Raw genomic sequence first — 23,978 nt, forward strand, 5'->3', positions numbered from 1 at the left:
TGCCGCCGTCCGCTGAACGACGATCTGCGGTACGAAGAGGATCTGCGGTACGAAGAGTACGGCGCGTGCGACGCGTGCGACGCGTGCAGCGAGTACGGAGATCAGCGGTACGACGACTGGAGTGCGGGACGAGAGCCATGGACCAGGAACAGCAGCGACCGGAACGCGGGCCCCTCGCGGGGTTCACCGTGGGCGTGACGGCCGCGCGCCGGGCCGACGAACTCGGGGCGCTGCTCCAGCGGCGCGGTGCCGTCGTCGTGCACGGGCCCGCCCTGCGCATCGTGCCCCTGGCCGACGACGGCGAACTGCTCGCCGCGACCAAGGAGATCATCGACCGGGCGCCGGACGTGGTGGTGGCCACCACCGCCATCGGCTTCCGCGGCTGGGTCGAGGCGGCCGACGGGTGGGGGTTCGGCGAGCCGCTGCTCGGGCGGCTGCGCGGGGTCGAACTGCTGGCGCGCGGGCCCAAGGTGAAGGGCGCGATCCGGGCGGCGGGGCTGACGGAGGAGTGGTCGCCGGGCAGTGAGTCGATGGCCGAGGTCCTCGACCGGCTGCTGGAGGAGGGCGTGGAGGGGCGACGGGTCGCCGTGCAGTTGCACGGGGAGCCGCTGCCCGGGTTCGTGGAGGCGCTGCGGGCCGCGGGAGCGGAGGTGCTTCCGGTGCCGGTGTACCGGTGGATGCCGCCGGAGGACATCGGCCCGGTGGACCGGTTGCTGGACGCGGCCCTGACGCGGGGACTGGACGCGCTCACCTTCACGAGCGCGCCCGCCGCCGCGTCGCTGCTGTCCAGGGCCGAGGAGCGGGGCCTGCTGGGCGAGTTGCTCGACGTCCTCCGCCATGCCGTGCTGCCCGCGTGCGTCGGGCCGGTGACCGCGCTGCCGTTGGAGGCGCGGGGGGTGGCCACGGTGCAGCCGGAGCGCTTTCGGCTCGGGCCGCTCGTCCAGGTGCTGTGCCAGGAACTGCCGGGCCGGGCACGGGCGTTGCCGGTCGCCGGGCACCGGGTGGAGATCCGCGGGCACGCGGTGCTGGTGGACGGGGAGCTCAAGCCGGTCCCGCCGGCCGGGATGTCGCTGCTGCGGGTGCTGTCGCGGCGGCCGGGCTGGGTGGTGGCCCGGGCCGAACTGCTGCGGGCGCTGCCCGGGGCCGGGCGGGACGAGCACGCGGTGGAGACGGCGATGGCCCGGCTCCGCACGGCCCTGGGCACCCCCAAACTGATCCAGACGGTGGTCAAACGCGGCTACCGCCTGGCCCTGGACCCGGCGACGGACGCGAAGTACGCCGACGGCTGACGGCAGGACACCGCCCGCTTGCGCAGCTCCGGGACACGGGGCGGGCGGGTCAGGCCGGGCTCCGGTGCGAGCGGCCGTACAGCAGGAGCGCACGCGTCAGGCAGGCCGTCGCCGCCGTCGACAGCAGCGCGCGGACGGTGTTCCACGCCACCCAGGGGTCCTCGAAGCGGTCGCGCAGGGCGGCCGGGGTGCCCGTGGTTGCCAGGGCGTCGTTCAGGGGCACGTTGAAGGCGACCGTGACCAGGAAGGCGAGGGCGTAGGCCGCCAGGCCCGCCCGGGCCCAGGGGGCGGCCGCGGTGTGCCGCAGCTGCCACGCCGACACCGCCGTCAGCACGAGCGCGCCCAGGAAGCCCAGGAAGAACACCGGGTTCTGGATCACGTCGTTGATGTTCCGCATGACCTCCACGAAGACCCGGTCGCCGCTGCGGCGCAGGGCCGGCATCACCGCGCACGCGAAGATGTAGAAGACGCCGGCGACCAGGCCCGTGGCGACCGTGGCCGCGCCCAGGACGACCCCCGCGCCGGTACGCGGCCCCGTGCTGCTGTTCGCTGTCATGCCCCCAGTCAACGCACACGCCGCCCCCACGCCCATGGCCAAGAAGCGCACCCACATACGCACCCGTCCACCCGGTTGTCGCCCGTTTCCCGCCCGTGGCGGCGCCGAGCCCTTCGAGGGGGGCGCGGGGCCCGACACCCTGGCGGGTCAACCGGCTGCGAACCCATCGGATTTCGCCCGCGCCGCCCCACCCCAGACCTCGCCCCGCCCCTGACCTCGCCCGTGCCGGCGCCGGGACCTTCGGGGAGTGTGCGCTCGCGAGGCGCAGGCGCGCCGTTGTTCCGGGCGTGGGTGGGTGGCCCCGTATCGGGCACGGGGCCCGACACCTTGGCGGGTCAGGGTGCCACGGGCCTGTCGGGTTTTGCCCGCGCCAGCTCGCCCCAGACCTCGCCCCGTCTCAGACCTCGCCCCCGGCCGGGACCTCGCCCGTGGCGGCGTCGGGATCCTCGGGGAGTGTGCGCTTGCGCACCTGTAGGGGGCCCGGGGTTCGGCGTTCCGGTGGGGCAAAGGCGTGGCCGTGGCGGCGCTTGGGCGGGGTGAGGGGTTTCGGGGGCGGGAGTGGGCAGGCACTGTGGGAGAGGGAATGGTTCCCCTGCCCTAGGCGGTGACTGGCACATGGCACTGGGTACGGCCCCCAACGAGCCGCGGTTCCACGCCGGACGGAGCTGCCTGGACCTGCTCGCGACCGCCCACCCCGAGGAACGGCTCCACGCGGTGGAGCCGTTGCGGGCCTGGATCCTCGGCTGCGGGCTCGTCCCGCCCGGCACCCCGCTGGCCCACGCCGACCCCTCCTGGCTGGCCGGCTTCCATGAACTGCGCGGGCAGATCGGACAGTTGGTGCGGGGCGGGGCCAAGGGGGACGGACGGCCGTACGAACTCGCGCTCGCCCGGGTCAACACGGTCGCGCAGGCCGCGCCACCGGCACCGCGCGCGGTGCGCCGCGGGGACGGTTCCCTGGTACGGGAGTTGGCCGGTCCGCCCGAGTGCGCGGCGCTGCTCGCGGCCCTCGCGCGGGACGCCGTGGAACTGCTCACCGACCCCGTGGCACGGGCGGCCGTCCGGGAGTGCGAGGGCGACAACTGCCCCATCGTGTACCTGGACACATCCCGCGGGCGGCGCAGGCGCTGGTGCTCCAGCGAGGTCTGCGGAAACCGGGAGCGGGTGGCCCGGCACCGTCGGCGGGCGGCGCTGGCCCGCGCCTGATCGCACCGGTCCGTGTCCGGTACGCGCCTTCTGCACCTCAACCGCGCCCGGCCAGCGGCAAGTTGGCGAAGTGATGTTGGTAACAGGGCGTTTCTCCGCGCCGCCGCACGGGCAGCGCCAACTCCCCTTCCGGCGTGTCGGAAATGTAAAGAACATGCGGGGGGAATGTGCGCGCATGTCCTTCTCGTCATGGCACTCCGAGGAAAACCGGCACTCCGCTTTGAACACCCCGCACCCCGCATCCGTACCCGTGGACGAGCGACCGACTGGGGGAACCCCCGGACATCGGAGGTGGGCGTGCGCAAGGATTCCGTCGTGGCCAATGAACGTGGATCGAGGGCCCGACATCGCATGTCCCAGCCCTCGGAGCCCGACGAGGAGTTGATGCGTGCGCTGTATCGAGAGCACGCGGGACCCCTTCTCGCCTATGTCCTTCGGCTGGTCGCCGGAGACCGGCAGCGCGCCGAGGACGTGGTGCAGGAGACGCTCATCCGTGCCTGGAAGAACGCCGGTCAGCTCAATCGGGCGACCGGATCGGTACGCCCCTGGCTGGTGACGGTCGCGCGCCGCATCGTCATCGACGGCCACCGCAGCCGGCAGGCCCGGCCGCAGGAGGTCGATCCGTCGCCGCTGGAGGTCATCCCCGCGGAGGACGAGATCGACAAGGCGCTGTGGCTGATGACGCTGTCTGACGCGCTCGACGACCTGACCCCGGCCCACCGGGAGGTGCTCGTCGAGACGTATTTCAAGGGGCGTACCGTCAATGAGGCGGCCGAGACCTTGGGGATACCCAGCGGCACAGTCCGCTCACGGGTGTTCTACGCCCTGCGGTCGATGAAGCTGGCACTGGAGGAGCGGGGGGTGACGGCGTGATGAGTGGGTACGGGGGACTCAACGGATTCAGCACGGGTGGTCCGGGTATGTCTGGACCCATGAGCCTCAGGCAGGGATCTCCGGCGCCCAACGAGCACGAGACGGTCGGTGCCTACGCGCTCGGCATCCTCGACGACACCGAGGCGACCGCGTTCGAGGCGCATCTCGCCGGGTGCGAGTGGTGCGCGCAGCAACTCGACGAACTCGCCGGGATGGAGCCCATGCTGGCCGCACTCGCGGACCTGCCGGGGGCCGGCACGCCCGCGATCGGGGAGTCGCTGTCCGCCAGGCCGAGCCCGCGGCTCGCGGAGAAGCTGGTCGACGAGATCTCCGAGCACCGCGCCCGCAAGCGGCGGCGGAGCTTCTATCTGGTCGCCGCGGCGGCCGCGCTGATCATCGGCGGTCCGCTGACCGTGCTGGCGGCGAGCGGCGGCTCGGACGGCGGCACCGGCACCGTGGCCGCGCCGCCCGCCCGGGCCGCGTTCACCACCATGTCGGACAAGGTCACGGCGACGGACCCGAAGACGAAGGTCAGCGCGACCGTCGCGGTGGAGAAGAAGCTCTGGGGCACGGACACCGTCCTGCAGCTGACGAACGTCGCCGGGCCGGAGAAGTGCTCGCTGATCGCCGTCGGCAAGAACGGCGAGCGCGAGACGGTGACCTCCTGGTCCGTGCCGAACTGGGGTTACGGCCTGCCGGACGCCAAGACCGAGGAGGCCAAGAACCCCCTCTACGTCCGCGGCGGGGCGTCCCTGCAACCGGACGAGATCGACCACTTCGAGGTCATGACCTTCAGCGGCAAGAAGCTCGTCCAGGTCGACGCGTGAGCCCGTCCGGCGTCGATGTGTGAGTCCGTCCGGCGGGATCCGCCGGACGGCCCGTAGCTTCAGCGGGCCCCCTTCGCGTACGGTTGACGGCTGCCCAGCACGTCAGAAGGGGGCCCGGTGGCCGCTCAGGCTCAGCAATCCGCCGTCGGCTCGGTTCACGATTCCGTTCGGGACCGAGAGATCAGCGTCGAACAGGAACATCTCGACCGGGTGTACCGGCGGCTTGAGGAGAAGATCCATGAGGCCGAGTTCCTCATGGACGACGCGGCCCGGCGCGGCCAGGTCGGCACGCCCGGCGCGCTCGCCGAGCGGGACGCGCAGGTCTTCCGGGCGGGCGTCCACCTCAACCGGCTGAACAACGAGTTCGAGGACTTCCTGTTCGGCCGGATCGACCTGCTCCCCGGCAAGGACGGGAAGAAGGGCCCGGACGGCGCCTACACCGCCGTCGAGCCCGCCGAGGGCGCGGTGCGCGCCGACAACACCGCCGACATCGCCGAGACCCTGCACATCGGACGCATCGGCGTGCTCGACGAGGACTACGCGCCGCTGGTCATCGACTGGCGGGCCCCGGCGGCGGCCCCGTTCTACCGCTCCACCCCCGTCGACCCCGGACGGGTCGTGCGCCGCCGCGTCATCCGCTCCAAGGGGCGCCGGGTGCTGGGCGTCGAGGACGACCTCATGCGCCCCGAACTGACCGCCTTCCTGGACGGCCGGCAGCTGCCGGTGATCGGCGACGGCGCCCTGATGGCCGCGCTCGGCCAGGCCCGCGGCCACACCATGCGGGACATCGTCTCCTCCATCCAGGCCGAGCAGGACCTGGTCATCCGCGCCCCCGCCGGCACGGTGACCTACGTCGAGGGCGGGCCCGGCACGGGCAAGACGGCGGTCGCGCTGCACCGGGCCGCCTACCTCCTCTACCAGGACCGGCGCCGGTACGCGGGCGGCATCCTGATCGTCTCGCCGACCCCGCTGCTGGTGGCGTACACCGAGGGCGTGCTGCCCTCGCTCGGCGAGGAGGGCCAGGTCGCCATCCGGGCGATCGGCTCGCTCGTCGACGGCGTGCAGGCCACGCTGTACGACGCCCCGTCGGTGGCGCGGGCGAAGGGGTCGTACCGGATGCTGAAGGTGCTGCGGAAGGCGGCGCGCGGGGCGCTGGAGCAGGGGCCGGGCGGCGGCGGCGCGGCACCGTCCGCCGGTCAGCTCGTCCTCGGTGAGGACGACGACACCGACGTCCCGCAGACCCCGACAGGCCCGCCCGACCGGCTCCGTGTCGTCGCCTTCGGGCGGCGGCTCGAACTGGGGGCCGCCGAGCTGGACCGCATCCGCCGTACCGCGCTCGGCGGAACCGCCCCCGTGAACCTGCTGCGCCCGCGCGCCCGCAGGCTGCTCCTGGACGCCCTGTACGAGCAGTCCGGCGCCGCCACCCGGCACAGCGACCCGGAACTGGCCGCCGAGCTGCGTTCCTCGTTCGACGAGGACGTGACGAGCGAGGACGCCTTCATCGCCTTCCTGGCGGCGTGGTGGCCCGAGCTGACCCCGAAGGCCGTCCTCGACGCGATGGCCGACGAGCGCCGGCTCGGCCGCTGGGCCCGCCGCGTTCTCAACCCGGGCGAGATCCGCAGGGTGGCCCGCTCGCTGAAGCGGGACGGGTACTCCGTGCACGACATCGCGATGCTCGACGAACTGCAGGCGATCCTCGGCACCCCGGCCCGCCCCCGCAAGAAGCGCGAACTGGACCCGCTGGACCAGCTCACCGGCCTGGAGGAGCTGATGCCGGTGCGCGAGGAGTCGCAGCGCGAGCGGGCCGAGCGCCTCGCGCAGGAGCGCACCGAGTACACGCACGTCATCGTCGACGAGGCGCAGGACCTCACGCCGATGCAGTGGCGCATGGTCGGCCGGCGCGGGCGGCACGCGAGCTGGACGGTCGTCGGCGACCCGGCCCAGTCCTCCTGGTCCGACCCGGACGAGGCGGCCGAGGCCCGCGACGAGGCCCTGGGCACCCGGGTGCCCGGCCCCGGCCCGCACCAGCGCCCCGGCGGGAACGGCGCGGCGGGCCGCTCCGCGCGCGGCCGGCGCTTCCGGCTCACCGTGAACTACCGCAACCCGGCCGAGATCGCCGACCTGGCGGCGAAGGTGCTGGCCCTCGCGATGCCGGGCTCCGAGTCCCCGACCGCGGTGCGGTCCACCGGGGTCGAACCGCGCTTCACCGTCGTACGGGACTCCCTGGAGAAGACCGTGCGCGCGGAGGCCGAGCGGCTGCTCGGCCTGGTCGACGGCACGGTCGGCGTCGTCGTGGCCATGAACCGGCGCGCGGAGGCCGCGCGCTGGCTGGCCGGGCTCGGAGACCGGGTGGCGGCGCTCGGCAGCCTGGAGGCCAAGGGCCTGGAGTACGACGCGACGGTCGTCGTCTCCCCGGCCGAGATCGCCGACGAGAGCCCGGCCGGCCTGCGGGTGCTGTATGTCGCGCTGACCCGCGCCACCCAGCAGCTGACGGTCGTCTCGGGGGCCAGGGACGAGCCGGACGCGGCCGGGGTGCCGGACCTCCTGCGGGACTGAACGCGTGGTGAACTCTGCGGACGGGAATGGCCTTGCGGGATCCGTTTGTTAGATTGGACGTGACACCGGCTCGATCCAAGCCCCCGGGCCCAACCTTTGTCGCCACGAGCGACCACTTGCCGCGAGGCGAGCATGGCGGGTCGGTGTCATGAACGGTGGAGAGGCCCACGTCACCTCGGGACGTGGGCCTCTTTCCTTGCCTGCTCGCATCTCGTATGGTGGAAATCGTTTTCCGAAATCGCCGCATGCCTGTGAACAAAACGTCCGCAATCCGGGGCGGCTACCACGTACTCGGGGGTAGGTGCGACGATCGGACGGCACAACTTCGCGACACGGTGAAAGCAGAGGAAGTCGGCCATGGCAACGGCGCCCAGCGTCTCCTACTCGATGACCATCCGGCTGGAGGTGCCCGCGAGCGGAACCGCCGTCTCGCAGCTCACCACCGCGGTGGAGTCCTCCGGAGGCTCGGTGACCGGCCTCGACGTCACCGCGTCCGGCCACGAGAAGCTCCGTATCGACGTCACCATCGCGGCGACCTCGACCGGGCACGCCGACGAGATCGTGGAGAAGCTGCGCGGCATCGAGGGCGTCACGCTCGGCAAGGTCTCGGACCGTACGTTCCTCATGCACCTCGGCGGCAAGATCGAGATGCAGTCCAAGCACCCCATCCGCAACCGTGACGACCTGTCCATGGTCTACACGCCCGGGGTGGCCCGCGTCTGCATGGCGATCGCCGAGAACCCGGAGGACGCCCGCAGACTCACCATCAAACGCAACTCGGTTGCGGTTGTTACCGACGGTTCCGCGGTGCTGGGCCTCGGCAACATCGGCCCGAAGGCCGCGCTGCCCGTCATGGAGGGCAAGGCGGCCCTGTTCAAGCGGTTCGCCGGCATCGACGCCTGGCCGCTGTGCCTCGACACCCAGGACACCGACCAGATCGTGGAGATCGTCAAGGCGATCGCCCCCGGATTCGCCGGCATCAATCTGGAGGACATCTCCGCGCCCCGCTGCTTCGAGATCGAGGCCCGGCTGCGCGAGGCCCTCGACATCCCCGTCTTCCACGACGACCAGCACGGCACCGCGATCGTCGTCCTGGCGGCGCTGACCAACGCCATGCGCGTGGTGGGCAAGGCGATCGAGAACGTCCGCGTCGTCATGTCCGGGGCCGGCGCGGCGGGCACGGCCATCCTCAAGCTGCTGCTCGCGGCGGGCGTCAAGAACGCCGTCGTCGCCGACATCCACGGTGTCGTGCACGCCGGCCGTGAGGATCTGGTGGCCGCGCCCGCCGACTCGCCGCTGCGCTGGATCGCCGACAACACCAACCCCGAGGGCCTCACCGGCACCTTGAAGCAGGCCGTGCGCGGCGCGGACGTCTTCATCGGCGTCTCCGCCCCGAACGTGCTGGACGGCGATGACGTGGCCGCCATGGCGGGCGGCGCGATCGTGTTTGCACTCGCGAACCCGGACCCCGAGGTCGACCCGGCGATCGCCCGTCTGACCGCCGCGGTCGTGGCCACCGGCCGCTCCGACTTCCCGAACCAGATCAACAACGTGCTGGTCTTCCCGGGTGTCTTCCGCGGCCTGCTGGACGCGCAGTCCCGCACGGTCAACACGGAGATGATGCTGGCCGCGGCGCAGGCCCTGGCCGACGTCGTCACCGAGGACGAGCTGAACCCGAACTACATCGTGCCGAGCGTCTTCAACGACAAGGTCGCGGGCGCGGTGGCCGGCGCGGTGCGGGATGCCGCCAGAGCGGCGGCGGACGCGGTGTAGAGCCTCGTACCGTAGTGTGCACAGGTGTGACAATTGGACACGGCGGCCCCATACCGGCGCGTCGCGGAACCTCTCGGCGCCGGGCGCGCTTTAGGGTGACGGCCGAGCAGGTGCTTTTCGGGTGATTCCCTAGGGTGTTCTCACGACTCCTACGGGTGCCGGATTGGCTTTCCCGCCGCAGGTGGGGGCAGGATGCGTCCCTGGGCGCGAGCGCATCGGCTTCGCTGTGCCTGATCTGCGGCTCTGCCGCATGGCACGCCCCAATAGCAAGAAGAACACGGGAGTAACAACATGAATCGCAGTGAGCTGGTGGCCGCGCTGGCCGACCGCGCCGAAGTGACCCGCAAGGACGCCGACGCCGTTCTGGCCGCGTTCGCCGAGGTCGTCGGTGACATCGTCTCCAAGGGCGACGAGAAGGTCACCATCCCCGGCTTCCTGACCTTCGAGCGCACTCACCGTGCCGCTCGCACCGCCCGCAATCCGCAGACCGGCGAGCCCATCAACATCCCCGCCGGCTACAGCGTGAAGGTCTCCGCGGGCAGCAAGCTCAAGGAATCGGCCAAGGGCAAGTAAGCGCTCCGCTTCGGGCGGCGGTCCAGCGGGGCGTCGTTCGACGAGTGCCGTGGGTGACTGCGGGCCGGTTGTGGCCGGTCGCGCAGTTCCCCGCGTATCTGCATCCGCAGCGGGCGCGGACAACGATTGATGGGGTGGCCCTCTTTGCCGGGGGCCGCCTCATTGTTGTGCGGGTGGTTGTGGGGGCTGTGCGGGTTCGTTGTGGCTGGTCGCGCAGTTCCCCGCGCCCCTTTGGGGCGCGTCCGTGGCGGGCGTGGGCAATGAGCGGTGGGGCGGTTCTCTTCGCCGGGGGCGCCTCATCGTTGTGCGGGTGGTTGTCGGAGATCTGCGGGTTGGCTGTGGCTGGGCGCGCAGTTCCCCGCGCCCCTTTGGGGCGCGTTTGTGTGGGTGTGGGTGGGTATTGGTGGGGCGGCCCTCTGGTGGGGCCGCCTTGTTGTCAGCCGAGGGCCTTGGCCGGTAGTTCGACCTTGGCTCCGAGTTCCACGAGTTTTTCCATGAAGTTCTCGTAGCCGCGGTTGATCAGGTCGATGCCGTGCACCCGGGACGTGCCCTGGGCGGCCAGCGCGGCGATCAGATACGAGAAACCGCCCCGCAGGTCCGGGATGACGAGATCGGCGCCCTGGAGGCGGGTGGGACCCGAGACGACAGCGGAGTGCAGGAAGTTGCGCTGCCCGAAACGGCAGTCGGAGCCGCCGAGGCACTCGCGGTAGAGCTGGATGTGGGCGCCCATCTGGTTGAGCGCGGAGGTGAAGCCCAGCCGGGACTCGTAGACCGTCTCGTGGATGATGGACAGGCCGGTCGCCTGGGTGAGGGCCACGACGAGCGGCTGCTGCCAGTCGGTCTGGAAGCCCGGATGCACGTCCGTCTCCAGCGCGATGGACTTCAACTGGCCGCCGGGATGCCAGAAGCGGATGCCCTCGTCGTCGATCTCGAAGGCGCCGCCCACCTTCCGATAGGTGTTCAGAAACGTCATCATCGAGCGCTGCTGGGCGCCGTGGACGTAGATGTTGCCCTCGGTCGCGAGCGCCGCCGACGCCCAGGACGCGGCCTCGAGCCGGTCCGGCAGCGCCCGGTGGGCGTAGCCGCCGAGCCTGTCCACACCGGTGATGCGGATGGTGCGGTCGGTGTCCATCGCGATGATCGCGCCCATTTTCTGCAGGACGCAGATCAGGTCCTCGATCTCCGGCTCGACGGCCGCGTTGGACAACTCCGTGACGCCTTCGGCGAGTACGGCCGTCAGCAGCACCTGTTCGGTCGCGCCGACGGACGGGTACGGCAGCCGGATCTTCGTGCCGCGCAGCCCCTTGGGCGCCTCCAGGTACTGGCCGTCCGCCCGCTTCTCGATGACCGCGCCGAACTGCCGCAGCACATCGAAGTGGAAGTCGATGGGCCGGCCGCCGATGTCGCAGCCGCCCAGGCCCGGGATGAACGCGTGGCCCAGCCGGTGCAGCAGCGGGCCGCAGAACAGGATCGGAATGCGCGAGGAGCCCGCGTGGGCATCGATGTCGGCGACGTTCGCGCTCTCCACGTGCGTCGGATCCAGCACCAGTTCGCCGGGTTCGTCGCCCGGACGCACCGTCACCCCGTGCAGCTGGAGCAGCCCGCGGACGACCCGGACGTCTCGGATGTCCGGAACGTTGCGCAGTCGGCTCGGCGCACTGCCCAGCAGGGCGGCGACCATGGCCTTGGGCACGAGGTTCTTCGCACCGCGGACACGGATCTCGCCCTCCAGCGGGGTTCCGCCGTGGACAAGGAGGACATCGTCGTTGACGGTCATGTAACTCGCGTTCCGTGGAGGGGGCAGGGCCAGAGAGAGACAGAGTAATCGCCGTGAGCCCCCCTCCCGTAAGCCCGTGGGGCACCCAACCGCGTCATAGCTGTGTCACAACACGAACCGTTTCCTGACGGGCACATGGGGTCACCGAACGCGGGGGCCGGCGGCAGGGTGCCACCGGACGCCGTGGGTCCCACGCCGTCTCCCGGGAAAGCCGTCTCACCAGGCCCGGCCTCCGTCCCGGCGCCGAATCCCGGCCGCATTCACCCACGTACCCCCCGTTGGCTCCCCACTCGGCGAGAAGATGCGGGATCATGTCTGGCATGACCGAGGTGTCCTCGCTCACAGGGCGATTGCTCGTGGCAACACCCGCCCTGGCGGACCCGAACTTCGACCGCGCGGTGGTGCTCCTTCTCGACCACGACGAGGAGGGCTCCCTCGGTGTCGTCCTCAACCGCCCGACCCCGGTGGACGTGGGCGACATCCTGGAGGGCTGGGCCGCCCTCGCCGGCGAGCCCGGGGTCGTCTTCCAGGGCGGGCCGGTCTCGCTGGACTCGGCGCTCGGTGTCGCGGTCATCCCCGGCGGCACGTCCGGCGACCGCGCCCCGCTCGGCTGGCGCCGGGTGCACGGCTCGATCGGCCTCGTCGACCTGGAGGCCCCGCCCGAACTGCTCGCCTCGGCCCTCGGCTCACTGCGGATCTTCGCCGGATACGCCGGCTGGGGCCCCGGGCAGCTGGAGGACGAGCTGGTGGAGGGCGCCTGGTACGTCGTGGAGTCCGAGCCCGGCGATGTCTCCTCGCCCGCCCCGGAGCGGCTGTGGCGCGAGGTGCTGCGCCGGCAGCGCAACGAGCTCGCGATGGTGGCCACGTATCCGGACGACCCGTCCCTCAACTGATCCGTGCGCGCTTCAGTACCCTGGCTGGTATGAGCACTCTTGAGCCCGAGCGCGGGACTGGTACGGGGACCCTCGTAGAGCCGACGCCACAGGTGTCCCACGGCGACGGTGACCACGAGCGCTTCGCCCATTACGTCCAGAAGGACAAGATCATGGCGAGCGCCCTGGACGGTACCCCCGTCGTGGCGCTGTGCGGCAAGGTGTGGGTGCCGGGCCGCGATCCGAAGAAGTACCCCGTGTGCCCCATGTGCAAGGAGATCTACGACTCCATGGGCAGCGGCGGTGACGAGGGCGACGGCAAGTAACCGGCGTTCGGCCGGCTGATACCCCGAGACCTCCGGGTGCGCTTTGGCGTGCTCCGGGGGTCTTTGTCATGCCGGGGCTGTGAGGGAAGTGCGTCGGCCGGGTCACAGAGTGGTTCAGACCTCTTGTCGGCATGTTCATGTAGTTCATAGCCTCCCTGTGTTGTGCAGAGCGAAACCGTCATTGCGTATGTTGCAACGCTCTTCCGGAGGGTCACTCCATGAAGCTGTCCGCACGTCTCGCCCCCGCACTGCTGACCGCCCTGGTCCTCACCGCCTGCGCCCCGCAGTCCTCCTCCAACTCCGCCTCCGACGAGGACGCCAAGAGCGGCACCCTGCGCGTGTGGCTCTTCCAGGAGGTCGGCAACCAGCCGAAGGAGAAGGTCGTCGACGCCGTCACGGCCGACTTCGAGAAGGCCCACGAGGGGGTGAAGGTCGACGTCGAGTACATCCCCGTCGAGACCCGCGCCCAGCGCGTCAAGGCCGCCTTCAACGATCCCAAGTCCGCGCCGGACGTCATGGAGTACGGCAACACCGACACCGCCGGCTACGTCCGCGACGGCGGACTCCTCGACGTCACCGAGGAGTTCGGCGCCTGGCGCGAGGCCGAGGACACCGACCCGACCGCCCGGCAGTCGGTCACCGTGGACGGCAAGGTCTACGGCGCGCCCCTCTACGTCGGCGTCCGCGCCCTGTACTACCGCACCGACGTCTTCGCGGACCTGGGCCTCGACGTCCCGCGGACCATGGACGAACTGGCCTCCACGGCCCGGGCGATCCGGGCGGCCGAGCCTGATCTGTACGGCCTGGCCGTCGGCGGCGCCTACACCTATGGCGCGCTGCCCTTCGTGTGGGCCGACGGCGGCGAACTCGCCACCGGCAAGGGCGGTTCGTACGTTTCCGCGATCGACAGCCCGGCCGCGCAGAAGGGCATCAAGGCCTATACGTCCCTGTTCTCCGACGACAACTGTCCCGCCGCCAAGTGCGCGGGCATGGGCGGCAACGACACGGTCACCGTGTTCGCGGCCGGCAAGGCGGGCATGGTGATCGGCGGCGACTTCAGCCACGCGGCCGTGGAGGCCGGGAAGGTGAAGGGCAAGTACGCGGTGGTGCCGCTGCCCGGGGTGACACCCGGTTCGGTCGCGCCCGCGTTCGCGGGCGGCAACAACATCGGCGTGCTGAAGAGCACGACGCACCGCACGCTCGCCGTCGACCTGATGGAGCGGCTGGCGTCGAAGAAGACGCAGTCCGCGCTGTTCGACGCGATGGGCTTCCTGCCGACGTTCACCGATGTGCGCGATCAGGCCGCCGCCGAGCAGCCGTTCGTGAAGCCCTTCGTGCGGACGCTGTCCGCCGGCACCAAGTTCGTCCCGGCGTCCCCCGCGTGGTCCCAGATCGACTCCTCCCTGGTCCTGCCGACCATGTTCCAGGAGGTCATCAGCGGCAAGAAGAAGGTGGCGGCTGCCGCCGAGGACGCGGCGACGAAGATGAACGACGCGTTCGGCTCCGCCGGGTGAGCCCCATGAACAAACACCCCACACCCGAAACGGGGGACGCCCCTACGGAGAGCTGTCGCGACTCCGGGGGCGACACTCGGGACCCCGGTGAGCCGGGCGTTGCGGTTGGCCCGGGGGACCTCGCGGGTGCGGGTGTCGTGGAGGGGGCTTGGGGCCGCGGGGAGTCGGGCGTTGCGGGCGGCTCTCGGGGCTCTGCGGAGCCGGGTGTTGCGGTTGGCTCGGGGGACCTTGCGGGTGCGGGTGTCGTGGAGGGGGCTCGGGACCCTGGAGAGCCGGGCGTTGTGGGCAGGGCTCGGGGCTCTGCGGAGGCGAGTGTCGGGGAAGGGGCTCGGGACCCCGGGGGTCCGGGCGTTGTGGGTGGCGCTCGGGGCTCTGTGGGGGCGGATGTTGCGGAGAGTCGGCAGGATCTCGGGCGTCCGGTCGTTGGGGAAGGGGCGCGGGGCCTCGGGGAGTTGGGCGGTGCGGGTAGTTCTCGGGACTTCGCGGGGCCGGGCGTCGTGGAGGGGGCTCGGGACCCCGGGGGTCCGGGCGTTGTGGGTGGCGCTCGGGGCTCTGTGGGGGCGGATGTTGCGGAGAGTCGGCAGGATCTCGGGGGCCCGGGCGTCGGGGAAGGGGCTCGGGGCCGCGGGGAGTCGGGCGTTGCGGCCGGCTCTCGGGGCTCTGTGGGGCCGGGTGTTGCGGTTGGCCCGGGGGACCTCGCGGGGGCGGATGGCGTGAAGGGCCGTGGGGGCCTTGGGGGTTCGGGTGTTGTGGACGGCTCTCGGGGCTCTGCCCGGGCGGGTGTTGCGGTTGGCTCGGGGGGGGGCCTTGTGGGGGCTGGTTCTCGGGGGTGTGTGGAGGCGGGGAGCGGCTCGGGCGGGGGGTCGGGTGTGGATGCGCCGATGCTGTCGGCCGCGGGTGACTCCGGCGGAGGGGGCGCGCCGAGGGGGACAGGCGGGAGCGGTGAGGGCGTGGCCGGTTCCGGGCGGGCCGCCGGCCTCACGGGCGACGCTGCATCGCTGTCCGGCAGCGCCCCGCGCGATTTCCGCTCTGCCGCCCGGAATCACCCGGGCGGAGGTTCCTGGACTCCCTGGCTGTATCTCGCCCCCGCCCTCGTCGTCCTCGGCGGGCTGCTGCTCTACCCCATCTACCAGTTGGGCCTGATCTCGTTCTTCCGGTACACCCAGGCCCAGGTCAGCGGCGGTGAGCCGACCTCCTTCGAGGGGTTCGGCAACTACGCGGAACTCTTCGGCGACAGCCAGTTCTGGCAGGTGCTGCTCGCCACGGTCCTCTTCGCCGCGGCCTGCGTCGGCGCCACCCTCGCCGTCGGCTGCGCCCTCGCCGTCCTGCTCACGCGCGTACGGGCCGTGCCACGGCTGGCGTTGATGCTGGCCGCGCTGGGCGCGTGGGCGACGCCGGCGGTGACCGGCTCCACCGTGTGGCTGTTCCTCTTCGACCCCGACTTCGGCCCGGTCAACCGGCTCCTGGGGCTCGGCGACCACTCGTGGACGTACGGCCGCTACAGCGCGTTCCTCCTCGTCCTCCTCGAAGTCGTCTGGTGTTCCTTCCCGTTCGTGATGGTCACCGTGTACGCCGGGATCCGTGCCGTGCCCGCCGAGGTCCTGGAGGCCGCCGCCCTGGACGGCGCCTCGCAGTGGCGGATCTGGCGGTCCGTGCTCGCCCCGATGCTCCGGCCGATCCTCACGGTCGTCACCATCCAGTCGGTCATCTGGGACTTCAAGGTGTTCACCCAGATCTACGTCATGACCAACGGCGGCGGCATCGCGGGACAGAACCTGGTCCTGAACGTGTACGCCTACCAGAAGGCGTTCGCCTCCTCGCAGTACGGACTCGGCTCGGCGATCGGCGTCGTGATGCTGCTGATCCTGCTCGCCGTGACGCTCGGGTATCTGCGATCGCTGCGCCGGCAGGGGGAGGAGCTGTGAGCCTCGTGAATCTTGTGCGCGGTTTTCCGCGCCGTCCGGGCCGCGCGATGGCCGAGGCGACGGCGCTCGTCGTCGCCGCGGTGGTCGCCTTCCCGCTGTACTGGATGGTGCTGAGCGCCTTCAAACCAGCCGGCGAGATCCAGTCGGACGAGCCCCGGCCGTGGACCCTGACACCGTCCCTGGATTCCTTCCGACGGGTGTTCGGACAGCAGGAATTCGGCCGTTACTTCCTCAACAGCCTCGTCGTGGCGTGCAGCGTCGTGATCGTCTCGGCGCTGATCGCGTTTCTCGCGGCGACCGCCGTGACCCGATTCCGTTTCCGCTTCCGCACCACGTTGTTGATCATGTTCCTGGTGGCCCAGACGGTGCCCGTGGAGGCCCTCACGATCCCCTTGTTCTTCCTCATGCGGGACTTCGGCCAACTGAACACGCTCGGCTCCCTGATCCTGCCGCACATCGCCTTCTCGCTGCCCTTCGCGATCTGGATGCTGCGGGGGTTCGTGAAAGCGGTGCCCGAGGCGCTGGAGGAGGCCGCGTACATCGACGGGGCGAGCCGCGCGCGATTCCTGTGGCAGATCCTTTTCCCGCTCGTCTTCCCGGGCCTGGTGGCCACCAGCGTGTTCTCCTTCATCTCGGCCTGGAACGACTTCCTGTTCGCCAAGTCCTTCATCATCAGCGACACGTCGCAGTCCACCCTGCCGATGGCCCTGCTGGTCTTCTACAAGCCGGACGAGCCGGACTGGGGCGGAGTGATGGCGGCGTCCACGGTGATGACGATTCCGGTGCTGATCTTCTTCGTACTCGTACAGCGACGGCTGGTCTCCGGACTGGGCGGAGCGGTTAAGGAGTGACGTGACTTCGACGACGACGGAACTGATCCCGGCCCCCCTGACGGCGGCGAGTCCGGCCGCCGGCGCCGGCTTCGTGCTCGACGCGAGCACGGTGATCGACGCAGGACCCGGCACCGAGGGCACCGCCCGCTGGCTGCGCGGCGTGCTCGGGGCCGCGACGGGGCTCACGCTGCCGCCCGGATCCGGTGCCGGCGGCGGGGCCCTCCGGTTGCGGATCCGGCCCGAGGAGGCCGCCCGGCTCGGGCCGGAGGGCTACACACTGCACGTCGACGGCGCCGCCGTCACCCTCCACGGCGGCGGCCCGGCCGGCGTGTTCTGGGGCGCGCAGACGCTCCGTCAACTGCTCGGCCCGGACGCCTTCCGGCGCGCCCCGCTCGCTCCCGGCCGCCGCTGGACCGTGCCCGGCACCGCCGTCGAGGACGCCCCGCGGTTCCGCTGGCGCGGCCTCATGCTCGACGTGGCCCGGCACTTCACGCCGAAGGAAGGCGTTCTCCGGTACCTGGACCTGATGGCCGCGCACAAACTCAACGTCTTCCACTTCCATCTGACGGACGACCAGGGATGGCGGGTGGAGATCAAGCGGTACCCGAAGCTGACCGAGACCGGATCCTGGCGGCCACGGACGAAATTCGGTCACCGTGCCTCACCACTGTGGGACGAGAAGCCGCACGGTGGCCACTACACCCAGGACGACATCCGGGAGATCGTGGCCTACGCCGCCGAGCGGCATATCACCGTCGTCCCGGAAATCGACGTACCGGGCCACTCGCAGGCCGCCATCGCCGCGTATCCGGAACTCGGCAACACCGACGTCATCGACACCACCGCCCTCTCCGTCTGGGACACCTGGGGGGTCTCTCCGAACGTACTCGCCCCCACTGACAACACCCTGCGGTTCTACGAGGGGGTGTTCGAGGAACTGCTCGAAATCTTCCCCGCGGACGCCGCCGCGTTCTCGGCGTTCATTCACGTCGGCGGCGACGAATGCCCCAAGGACCAGTGGAAACAGTCGCCCGCCGCGCAGGCGCGCATCAAGGAACTCGGCCTCGCCGACGAGGACGCGTTGCAGTCCTGGTTCATCCGGCACCTCGACGGCTGGCTCACCGCGCGCGGGCGCCGGCTCATCGGCTGGGACGAGATCCTGGAGGGCGGGCTCGCCGACAACGCGGCCGTGGCGTCCTGGCGCGGCTACCGGGGCGGGATCGCCGCCGCGCGCGCCGGCCACGACGTGGTCATGTGCCCCGAACAATATGTCTACCTCGACCACCGGCAGGCCGCGGACCCGGACGAACCCGTACCGATCGGCTTCGTCCGCACCCTGGAGGACGTCTACCGTTTCGAGCCCGTTCCCCCGGAGTTGGACGCGCGGCAGGCCGGCCATGTGCTGGGCGCCCAGGCCAACCTGTGGACCGAGGTGATGGAGAACCACGCGCGCGTGGACTATCAGGCGTTCCCCAGACTGGCCGCGTTCGCCGAAGTGGCCTGGAGTCGTCTGCCCGCCCCGGCGGAGCGGGACTTCGCCGGTTTCGAGCGCCGGATGACCGCCCACTACCGGCGGCTCGACGCCCTGGGCGTCGACTACCGGCCGCCGTCCGGGCCCCGGCCGTGGCAGCGCCGCCCCGGAGTGCCGGGCCGGCCCCTCGACGGACCGCCGCCGAAGCGGTAGCCGCCCTCGGGACTCGAACACGCACTGGAAAAAGAGCCCAGGGGTCACCGAAGAGTGTCATTCGTCGCGCACCGGTGATGGCGGGTGAAAACGGGCCATCTCCCCAGCGAGGCGGGCGAATGCCTCCTAGCGGACCCCTGCGTTCGGGCCTTGCGAAGATGTGCCAGAGTTGCCACGTCCGGCCTGTCAGCACGTACCGTACGGCAACACAGGTGGGACCAGGTGGGGCAGCGGGAAGGGGCAGCCGGTTTGACCACGCACGCACCGCAGGCGGCGCAGGCCGTCACGCTGCCCACGACACTGGACGAGGCCGTGGCGGCGCTCACCGCCATGCCGGCCGCCGTCCCCGTGGCAGGCGGCACCGACCTGATGGCCGCCGTCAACTCCGGACAGCTCAGGCCCGCCGCCCTGGTGGGCCTCGGCCGGATCAGCGAGATCCGCGGCTGGCAGTACCAGGACGGCCACGCGCTCCTCGGCGCCGGCCTCACGCACGCGCGCATGGGCCGCCCGGACTTCGCGGCCCTGATCCCGGCGCTCGCCGCCGCCGCGCGCGCCGCGGGACCGCCGCACATCCGCAACGCGGGCACCCTGGGCGGCAACATCGCCTCGGCCGCGCCCACGGGCGACGCGCTGCCGGTCCTCGCCGCCCTGGAGGCGACGCTGGTCATCGCCGGCCCCCAAGGGGCGCGCCGGGAGATCCCGGTGTCGCATCTGCTGGCGGGCGTGGAGATGCTCGGCGGCGGCGAACTCATCGGCTACGTGCGCGTGCCGCTGCTGCACGCCCCCCAGGTCTTCCTGAAGGCGACCGGACGCACCGGGCCGGGCCGCGCCGCCGCCTCCGTGGCGCTCGTCCTCGACCCCGCCAGGCGCGGAGTGCGGTGCGCCGTGGGAGCCATAGCGCCGATGCCGCTCCGGCCCCTGGAGGCCGAGCAGTGGGTCGCCCGGCTCATCGACTGGGACAACGACCGCGCGATCGTGCCCGAGGCGCTGCAGGCCTTCGGGGAGTACGTCGCCGCGGCCTGCATCCCCGACCCGGCGCCGGAGCAGGACGGCTCCGTTTCGCAGCTTCCGCCCGCCGTACTGCACCTGCGGCGCACCGTCGCCGCACTGGCCCGACGAGCACTGGGGAGGGCACTGTCGTGACCGACGACCAGCACGGAGAGAACCCGCCCCAGGAGGGCGGCCGGTGGAATCCGCTGCCCCAGGGCGACTACGACGACGGCGCCACCGCCTTCGTCAAGCTCCCCGAGGGGGGCATCGACGCGCTCCTGGCCTCGGACAGCCCGCTCGCCGCGCCCGGCCACGGCTATGTGCCGCCGCAGATAGCGGTGGCCCCCGCCGGGGAGGCCGGCGCCGACCCGGCGGCCGCCGGCGGCTGGTCGGTGCCGGCCGACGGCGCGCACTGGCCCGACCCGAACGCCGTGCCCCAGGAGCCGGGCGCGGGCGACCGGTTCACGTACCACCCCGCGGCCGCCCAGCAGTGGACCTACGAGGAGCAGGCGGTGCCCGCCCCCGGCCAGGACGTGACCGGACAGTGGTCCATCCCCGTCGCCGGGGGTGACCTCCCGGACGAATCGGGCGAGTTCAGTACATCGTCCCTCGTCGAGCAGTGGGGCGGCACGCCGCCGGCCACCCTCCCCGGCGGCGCCCCCGCGCCCTGGGCGACGGAGGCCGCCGGACAGCCCTGGGGACAGCAGGCGGCCCCGGCCGGGCCGTCGGCGGCGCCCCCGCGCGCGGGCGGACAGCCGGCCGGGGGCGCGCCGCAGCCCGCTCCGGAGCGGTTCGCGCCGCCCGCGGCCTACCAGGACGCTCCGGCCGGACCGGAGGCGGCGGTCCCGGCCGCTGACGCCCCGGCAGATCACGCCCCGTCGGCAGCCGCGCTCCCCGCGGCCGTACCCGGCCCCGCCGCCGCACCCGCCCCGGGCGCTCCGGCCGAACACGCCGCCCCCCAGGGCCCGTCCGAGGCCGACGCGCCGGTCGGCCACGTGACGCACGGGACCGTCGCGGACCCCGAGACGACCGGGGCCGCCGAGGGCGCCGAGGAGGGCCCTGAAGGGGCCGCTGAGCCCCCGGCAGGGGCCGAGGCGACCGACGATGCCGTGACCGGTCCGGAAGGGGCGCAGCCGCCCGGCACGCCCGACGGCTCCACCGCCTCGGCCGAGGAGACCGCGGACGCCCCGCCGCCCCCGCACGACGACCACCCCCTCGCCTCGTACGTCCTGCGTGTCAACGGCGCCGACCGCCCCGTCACCGACGCCTGGATCGGCGAGTCGCTGCTGTACGTGCTGCGCGAGCGGCTCGGGCTCGCCGGCGCCAAGGACGGCTGCTCGCAGGGCGAGTGCGGCGCCTGCAACGTCCAGGTCGACGGGCGGCTCGTCGCCTCCTGCCTGGTACCCGCGGTCACCGCGGCCGGCAGCGAGGTCCGCACGGTCGAGGGCCTGGCCGCCGACGGTCGGCCCTCCGACGTCCAGCGTGCGCTCGCCCGGCGCGGTGCCGTGCAGTGCGGATTCTGCATCCCCGGCATGGCGATGACCGTGCACGACCTGCTGGAGGGCAACCCGGTGCCCACCGAACTGGAGGCGCGCCAGGCCCTGTGCGGCAACCTGTGCCGCTGCTCCGGCTACCGGGGCGTCCTGGACGCCGTCCAGGAGGTCGTCGCCGAACGCGAGGCGCACAGCGCGGCAGACGCCGAGCCCGACGCGGACGGGGCACGTATTCCGCACCAGGCGGGCCCGGGCGCGGGCGGCGTCCACCCCTCGGTCTTCGAGGCACAGGGCTCGCCGGGACCGCACGATCAGCCCTACGGCCAGGACGGAGGCCAGGCGTGAGCAACGAAGCCGGCACCGCGACCACCGTCCCGGAGGCCGCCGACGCCCCCGAACAACTGCCGCACGGCCTCGGCGCGTCCCTGCCGCCGGCCGACGCCCCCGCCAAGACCGAGGGCACCTTCCCGTACGCGGCCGACCTGTGGGCCGAGGGCCTGCTGTGGGCGGCCGTGCTGCGCTCCCCGCACCCGCACGCGCGCATCGTCTCCATCGACACCACCCACGCGCGCGAGATGCCCGGCGTACGAGCCGTCATCACCCACGAGGACGTGCCCGGCACCCCGCGCCACGGCCGGGGCACGCCCGACCGCCCGGTGTTCGCCTCCGAGGTCGTACGGCACCACGGCGAGCCCATCGCGGCCGTCGCCGCCGACCACCCGGACACCGCGCGGATGGCCGCCGCCGCCGTCATCGTCGAGTACGAGACGCTCGACCCGGTCACCGACCCCGAGCAGGCCTTCGAGGCCGAACCCCTGCACCCCGACGGCAACCTGATCCGCCACATCCCGCTGCGCCACGGCGACCCGGACGCGGCCGGCGAGATCGTCGTCGAGGGCCAGTACCGCATCGGCCGCCAGGACCCCGCGCCCATCGGCGCCGAGGCGGGCCTCGCGGTGCCGCGCCCCGACGGCGGCGTCGAACTGTACGTGGCCTCCACCGACCCGCACACCGACCGCAACACCGCCGCCGCCTGCTACGGATTGCCCCCGGACCGGGTGAAGGTCGTCGTCACCGGCGTCCCCGGCGCCACCGCCGACCGCGAGGACCAGGGCTTCCAGCTCCCGCTCGGCCTGCTCGCCCTGAAGACCGGCTGCCCGGTGAAGCTGACGGCGACCCGCGAGGAGTCCTTCCTGGGCCACGCCCACCGGCACCCCACGCTGCTGCGCTACCGCCACCACGCCGACGCCGAGGGCAGGCTGGTGAAGGTCGAGGCGCAGGTCCTGCTCGACGCGGGCGCGTACGCCGACACCTCCGCCGAGGCGCTCGCCGCCGCCGTCTCCTTCGCCTGCGGCCCGTACGTCGTGCCGAACGCCTTCATCGAGGGCTGGGCCGTGCGCACCAACAACCCGCCCTCCGGCCATGTGCGCGGCGAGGGCGCGATGCAGGTGTGCGCCGCCTACGAGGCGCAGATGGACAAGCTCGCGAAGAAGCTCGGCCTCGACCCGGCGGAGCTGCGCCTGCGCAACGCGCTCGCCACCGGTGACGTGCTGCCCATCGGCCAGACGGTGACCTGCCCGGCACCGGTCGCCGAACTCCTCCAGGCCGTACGGGACTTCCCGCTGCCCATGCTCCCCAAGGACACCCCCGAGGAGGACTGGCTGCTGCCCGGCGGCCCGGAGGGCGCGGGTGAGCCGGGCGCGGTGCGCCGGGGCGTCGGCTTCGGCCTCGGCATGGTCCACATGCTCGGCGCGGAGGGCGCCGACGAGGTCTCCACGGCGACCGTCAAGGTCCAGGACGGGGTCGCGACCGTGCTGTGCGCGGCGGTCGAGACCGGTCAGGGCTTCACCACGCTGGCCCGGCAGATCGTCCAGGAGACCCTCGGCATCGACGAGGTCCACGTGGCGCCCGTCGACACCGACCAGCCCCCGGCGGGCCCGGGCTGCCGCGGCCGGCACACCTGGGTCTCCGGCGGCGCGGTGGAACGGGCCGCGAAGATGGTGCGCACCCAGCTTCTGCAGCCCCTGGCGCACAAGTTCGGGATGTCGACCGAGCTGCTCCAGATCACCGACGGCAAGATCACCTCGTACGACGGCGTGCTGTCGACCACCGTCACGGAGGCGATGGACGGCAAGGAGCTGTGGGCCACCGCCCAGTGCCGCCCGCACCCCACCGAGCCGCTGGACGCAGCAGGGCAGGGCGACGCCTTCGTGGGCCTCGCCTTCTGCGCCGTGCGCGCGGTGGTGGACGTCGACATCGAACTCGGCTCGGTACGGGTCGTGGAGCTGGCCGTCGCCCAGGACGTGGGCCGCGTGCTCAACCCGGGACAGCTCACCGCCCGGATCGAGGCGGGCGTCACCCAGGGCGTCGGCATCGCGCTCACCGAGAACCTGCGCACGCCGCGCGGCCTGATCCGCCACCCCGACCTCACCGGCTACGCGCTGCCGACCGCCCTGGACACACCGGACATCAAGATCGTCAAGCTGGTCGAGGAGCGGGACGTGGTCGCCCCGTTCGGCGCGAAGTCGGTCAGCGCCGTGCCGGTCGTCACCTCCCCGGCGGCCATCGCCTCCGCCGTGCGGGCCGCGACCGGCCGCCCGGTCAACCGACTGCCGATCCGCCCGCAGGCCGCGGTGGTCACGGACCGATGAGCACGCCCGAGGCCCCACGGGGCCCGCGCTGCGAACCGGCGCCCGGTCCGGGGCGGCTGTTGCAGTGGATCCTCGTGTTCGCGTCGGCGGCGGTCGCCGTCGTGCCGGGCGGTGTCTGCCTCATCTGACGTGCGGGGTGATGGCCGGCAGGGTCGTGCTGCCGGCCGGTCACCTCGGCGCAGTCCGTCACCCGGACGGTGGACGCGATGTCCGCCGGAGGGAACGTGCGCGGGCCGCTCTGCGTCTTCTCCGGCGGGGCGTTG

Annotated in this window: 19 protein-coding genes; 17 read left to right on the plus strand and 2 right to left on the minus strand. The window is 72.3% G+C overall.

Annotated features, from left to right (window positions below; genetic code table 11):
- Positions 1-137 precede the first annotated feature (137 nt).
- A complete protein-coding gene (locus CTZ28_RS36170; RefSeq protein ID WP_121893982.1) occupies positions 138-1,289 on the plus strand; it encodes a uroporphyrinogen-III synthase in 1,152 nt (383 codons plus the stop codon).
- A 49-nt stretch (positions 1,290-1,338) separates the two neighbouring features.
- Here the strand turns inward: CTZ28_RS36170 and CTZ28_RS36175 are convergent, their stop codons facing one another.
- Positions 1,339-1,845: an anthrone oxygenase family protein gene (locus CTZ28_RS36175; RefSeq protein ID WP_121893983.1), complete on the minus strand. Its 507-nt coding sequence runs from the start codon at positions 1,843-1,845 to the stop codon at positions 1,339-1,341.
- Positions 1,846-2,460: 615 nt separating this feature from the next.
- Between CTZ28_RS36175 and CTZ28_RS36180 the strand changes: the two genes are divergently transcribed.
- The 6 genes from CTZ28_RS36180 to CTZ28_RS36205 all read left to right on the plus strand — a co-directional run bounded on the left by CTZ28_RS36180 (position 2,461) and on the right by CTZ28_RS36205 (position 9,650).
- Positions 2,461-3,048, plus strand: coding sequence for a CGNR zinc finger domain-containing protein (locus tag CTZ28_RS36180; protein ID WP_121893984.1), 588 nt, complete (start codon positions 2,461-2,463; stop codon positions 3,046-3,048).
- Positions 3,049-3,399: 351 nt separating this feature from the next.
- A complete protein-coding gene (locus CTZ28_RS36185) occupies positions 3,400-3,921 on the plus strand; it encodes a sigma-70 family RNA polymerase sigma factor (RefSeq protein WP_010039908.1) in 522 nt (173 codons plus the stop codon).
- Between the two features lie 59 nt (positions 3,922-3,980).
- Positions 3,981-4,748 (plus strand): anti-sigma factor family protein, encoded by a 768-nt coding sequence (locus CTZ28_RS36190; RefSeq protein WP_183154764.1) that lies wholly within the window; start codon positions 3,981-3,983, stop codon positions 4,746-4,748.
- Between the two features lie 117 nt (positions 4,749-4,865).
- Complete coding sequence (locus CTZ28_RS36195) at positions 4,866-7,304, plus strand: HelD family protein (RefSeq protein ID WP_121893986.1); 2,439 nt, start codon at positions 4,866-4,868, stop codon at positions 7,302-7,304.
- A 357-nt stretch (positions 7,305-7,661) separates the two neighbouring features.
- Positions 7,662-9,077 (plus strand): NAD-dependent malic enzyme, encoded by a 1,416-nt coding sequence (locus tag CTZ28_RS36200; protein WP_121893987.1) that lies wholly within the window; start codon positions 7,662-7,664, stop codon positions 9,075-9,077.
- A gap of 291 nt (positions 9,078-9,368) precedes the next feature.
- Positions 9,369-9,650 carry an HU family DNA-binding protein gene (locus tag CTZ28_RS36205; RefSeq protein WP_121893988.1) on the plus strand — a complete coding sequence of 94 codons (282 nt, stop codon included), beginning with the start codon at positions 9,369-9,371 and terminating at the stop codon, positions 9,648-9,650.
- A 436-nt stretch (positions 9,651-10,086) separates the two neighbouring features.
- On the opposite strand, the gene murA is transcribed toward CTZ28_RS36205, so the two are convergent.
- On the minus strand, positions 10,087-11,427 hold the full coding sequence (gene murA / locus CTZ28_RS36210; protein WP_121893989.1) for a UDP-N-acetylglucosamine 1-carboxyvinyltransferase: 1,341 nt from the start codon (positions 11,425-11,427) through the stop codon (positions 10,087-10,089).
- A 320-nt stretch (positions 11,428-11,747) separates the two neighbouring features.
- On the opposite strand from murA, the gene CTZ28_RS36215 reads away from it, so the two are divergent.
- From CTZ28_RS36215 to CTZ28_RS48930, 10 genes are all read left to right on the plus strand, one after another.
- Positions 11,748-12,320, plus strand: coding sequence for a YqgE/AlgH family protein (locus CTZ28_RS36215; protein ID WP_183154765.1), 573 nt, complete (start codon positions 11,748-11,750; stop codon positions 12,318-12,320).
- A gap of 29 nt (positions 12,321-12,349) precedes the next feature.
- The gene (locus CTZ28_RS36220; protein WP_183154766.1) at positions 12,350-12,625 is read left to right on the plus strand and encodes a DUF3039 domain-containing protein; all 276 of its coding nucleotides are present in this window, start codon (positions 12,350-12,352) and stop codon (positions 12,623-12,625) included.
- Between the two features lie 218 nt (positions 12,626-12,843).
- Positions 12,844-14,139 (plus strand): extracellular solute-binding protein, encoded by a 1,296-nt coding sequence (locus tag CTZ28_RS36225; protein WP_121893991.1) that lies wholly within the window; start codon positions 12,844-12,846, stop codon positions 14,137-14,139.
- A gap of 950 nt (positions 14,140-15,089) precedes the next feature.
- Entirely contained in the window at positions 15,090-16,064 is a 975-nt protein-coding gene (locus tag CTZ28_RS36235) for a carbohydrate ABC transporter permease (RefSeq protein WP_259471971.1), read from the plus strand.
- 5 nt (positions 16,065-16,069) lie between these two features.
- A complete protein-coding gene (locus tag CTZ28_RS36240; RefSeq protein ID WP_121894042.1) occupies positions 16,070-16,915 on the plus strand; it encodes a carbohydrate ABC transporter permease in 846 nt (281 codons plus the stop codon).
- Between the two features lies 1 nt (position 16,916).
- Complete coding sequence (locus CTZ28_RS36245; protein ID WP_259471972.1) at positions 16,917-18,581, plus strand: beta-N-acetylhexosaminidase; 1,665 nt, start codon at positions 16,917-16,919, stop codon at positions 18,579-18,581.
- A gap of 249 nt (positions 18,582-18,830) precedes the next feature.
- On the plus strand, positions 18,831-19,724 hold the full coding sequence (locus CTZ28_RS36250) for an FAD binding domain-containing protein (RefSeq protein WP_121893993.1): 894 nt from the start codon (positions 18,831-18,833) through the stop codon (positions 19,722-19,724).
- A complete protein-coding gene (locus tag CTZ28_RS36255; RefSeq protein WP_121893994.1) occupies positions 19,721-21,409 on the plus strand; it encodes a 2Fe-2S iron-sulfur cluster-binding protein in 1,689 nt (562 codons plus the stop codon). The genes CTZ28_RS36250 and CTZ28_RS36255 overlap by 4 nt, the downstream gene beginning before the upstream one ends.
- The gene (locus tag CTZ28_RS36260) at positions 21,406-23,715 is read left to right on the plus strand and encodes a xanthine dehydrogenase family protein molybdopterin-binding subunit (protein WP_121893995.1); all 2,310 of its coding nucleotides are present in this window, start codon (positions 21,406-21,408) and stop codon (positions 23,713-23,715) included. The genes CTZ28_RS36255 and CTZ28_RS36260 overlap by 4 nt, the downstream gene beginning before the upstream one ends.
- Entirely contained in the window at positions 23,712-23,843 is a 132-nt protein-coding gene (locus CTZ28_RS48930) for a hypothetical protein (RefSeq protein WP_259471973.1), read from the plus strand. Before CTZ28_RS36260 ends, CTZ28_RS48930 begins: the two co-directional genes overlap by 4 nt.
- The last annotated feature ends 135 nt before the right edge of the window (positions 23,844-23,978 follow it).

Origin of the sequence: Streptomyces shenzhenensis, from assembly GCF_003688995.1 — a bacterium.
Lineage (GTDB): Bacteria > Actinomycetota > Actinomycetes > Streptomycetales > Streptomycetaceae > Streptomyces > Streptomyces shenzhenensis_A.

What these genes read in the sequence shown, in the direction of transcription:
- CTZ28_RS36205 (WP_121893988.1), top strand. Translation starts at nt 9,369, where the DNA reads ATGAATCGCAGTGAGCTGGTGGCCGCGCTGGCCGACCGCGCCGAAGTG.
- CTZ28_RS36180 (WP_121893984.1), top strand. Translation starts at nt 2,461, where the DNA reads ATGGCACTGGGTACGGCCCCCAACGAGCCGCGGTTCCACGCCGGACGG.
- CTZ28_RS36215 (WP_183154765.1), top strand. Translation starts at nt 11,748, where the DNA reads ATGACCGAGGTGTCCTCGCTCACAGGGCGATTGCTCGTGGCAACACCC.
- CTZ28_RS48930 (WP_259471973.1), top strand. Translation starts at nt 23,712, where the DNA reads ATGAGCACGCCCGAGGCCCCACGGGGCCCGCGCTGCGAACCGGCGCCC.
- CTZ28_RS36200 (WP_121893987.1), top strand. Translation starts at nt 7,662, where the DNA reads ATGGCAACGGCGCCCAGCGTCTCCTACTCGATGACCATCCGGCTGGAG.
- CTZ28_RS36185 (WP_010039908.1), top strand. Translation starts at nt 3,400, where the DNA reads ATGTCCCAGCCCTCGGAGCCCGACGAGGAGTTGATGCGTGCGCTGTAT.
- CTZ28_RS36225 (WP_121893991.1), top strand. Translation starts at nt 12,844, where the DNA reads ATGAAGCTGTCCGCACGTCTCGCCCCCGCACTGCTGACCGCCCTGGTC.
- CTZ28_RS36175 (WP_121893983.1), bottom strand. Translation starts at nt 1,845, where the DNA reads ATGACAGCGAACAGCAGCACGGGGCCGCGTACCGGCGCGGGGGTCGTC.
- CTZ28_RS36220 (WP_183154766.1), top strand. Translation starts at nt 12,350, where the DNA reads ATGAGCACTCTTGAGCCCGAGCGCGGGACTGGTACGGGGACCCTCGTA.
- CTZ28_RS36190 (WP_183154764.1), top strand. Translation starts at nt 3,981, where the DNA reads ATGAGCCTCAGGCAGGGATCTCCGGCGCCCAACGAGCACGAGACGGTC.
- murA (WP_121893989.1), bottom strand. Translation starts at nt 11,427, where the DNA reads ATGACCGTCAACGACGATGTCCTCCTTGTCCACGGCGGAACCCCGCTG.
- CTZ28_RS36170 (WP_121893982.1), top strand. Translation starts at nt 138, where the DNA reads ATGGACCAGGAACAGCAGCGACCGGAACGCGGGCCCCTCGCGGGGTTC.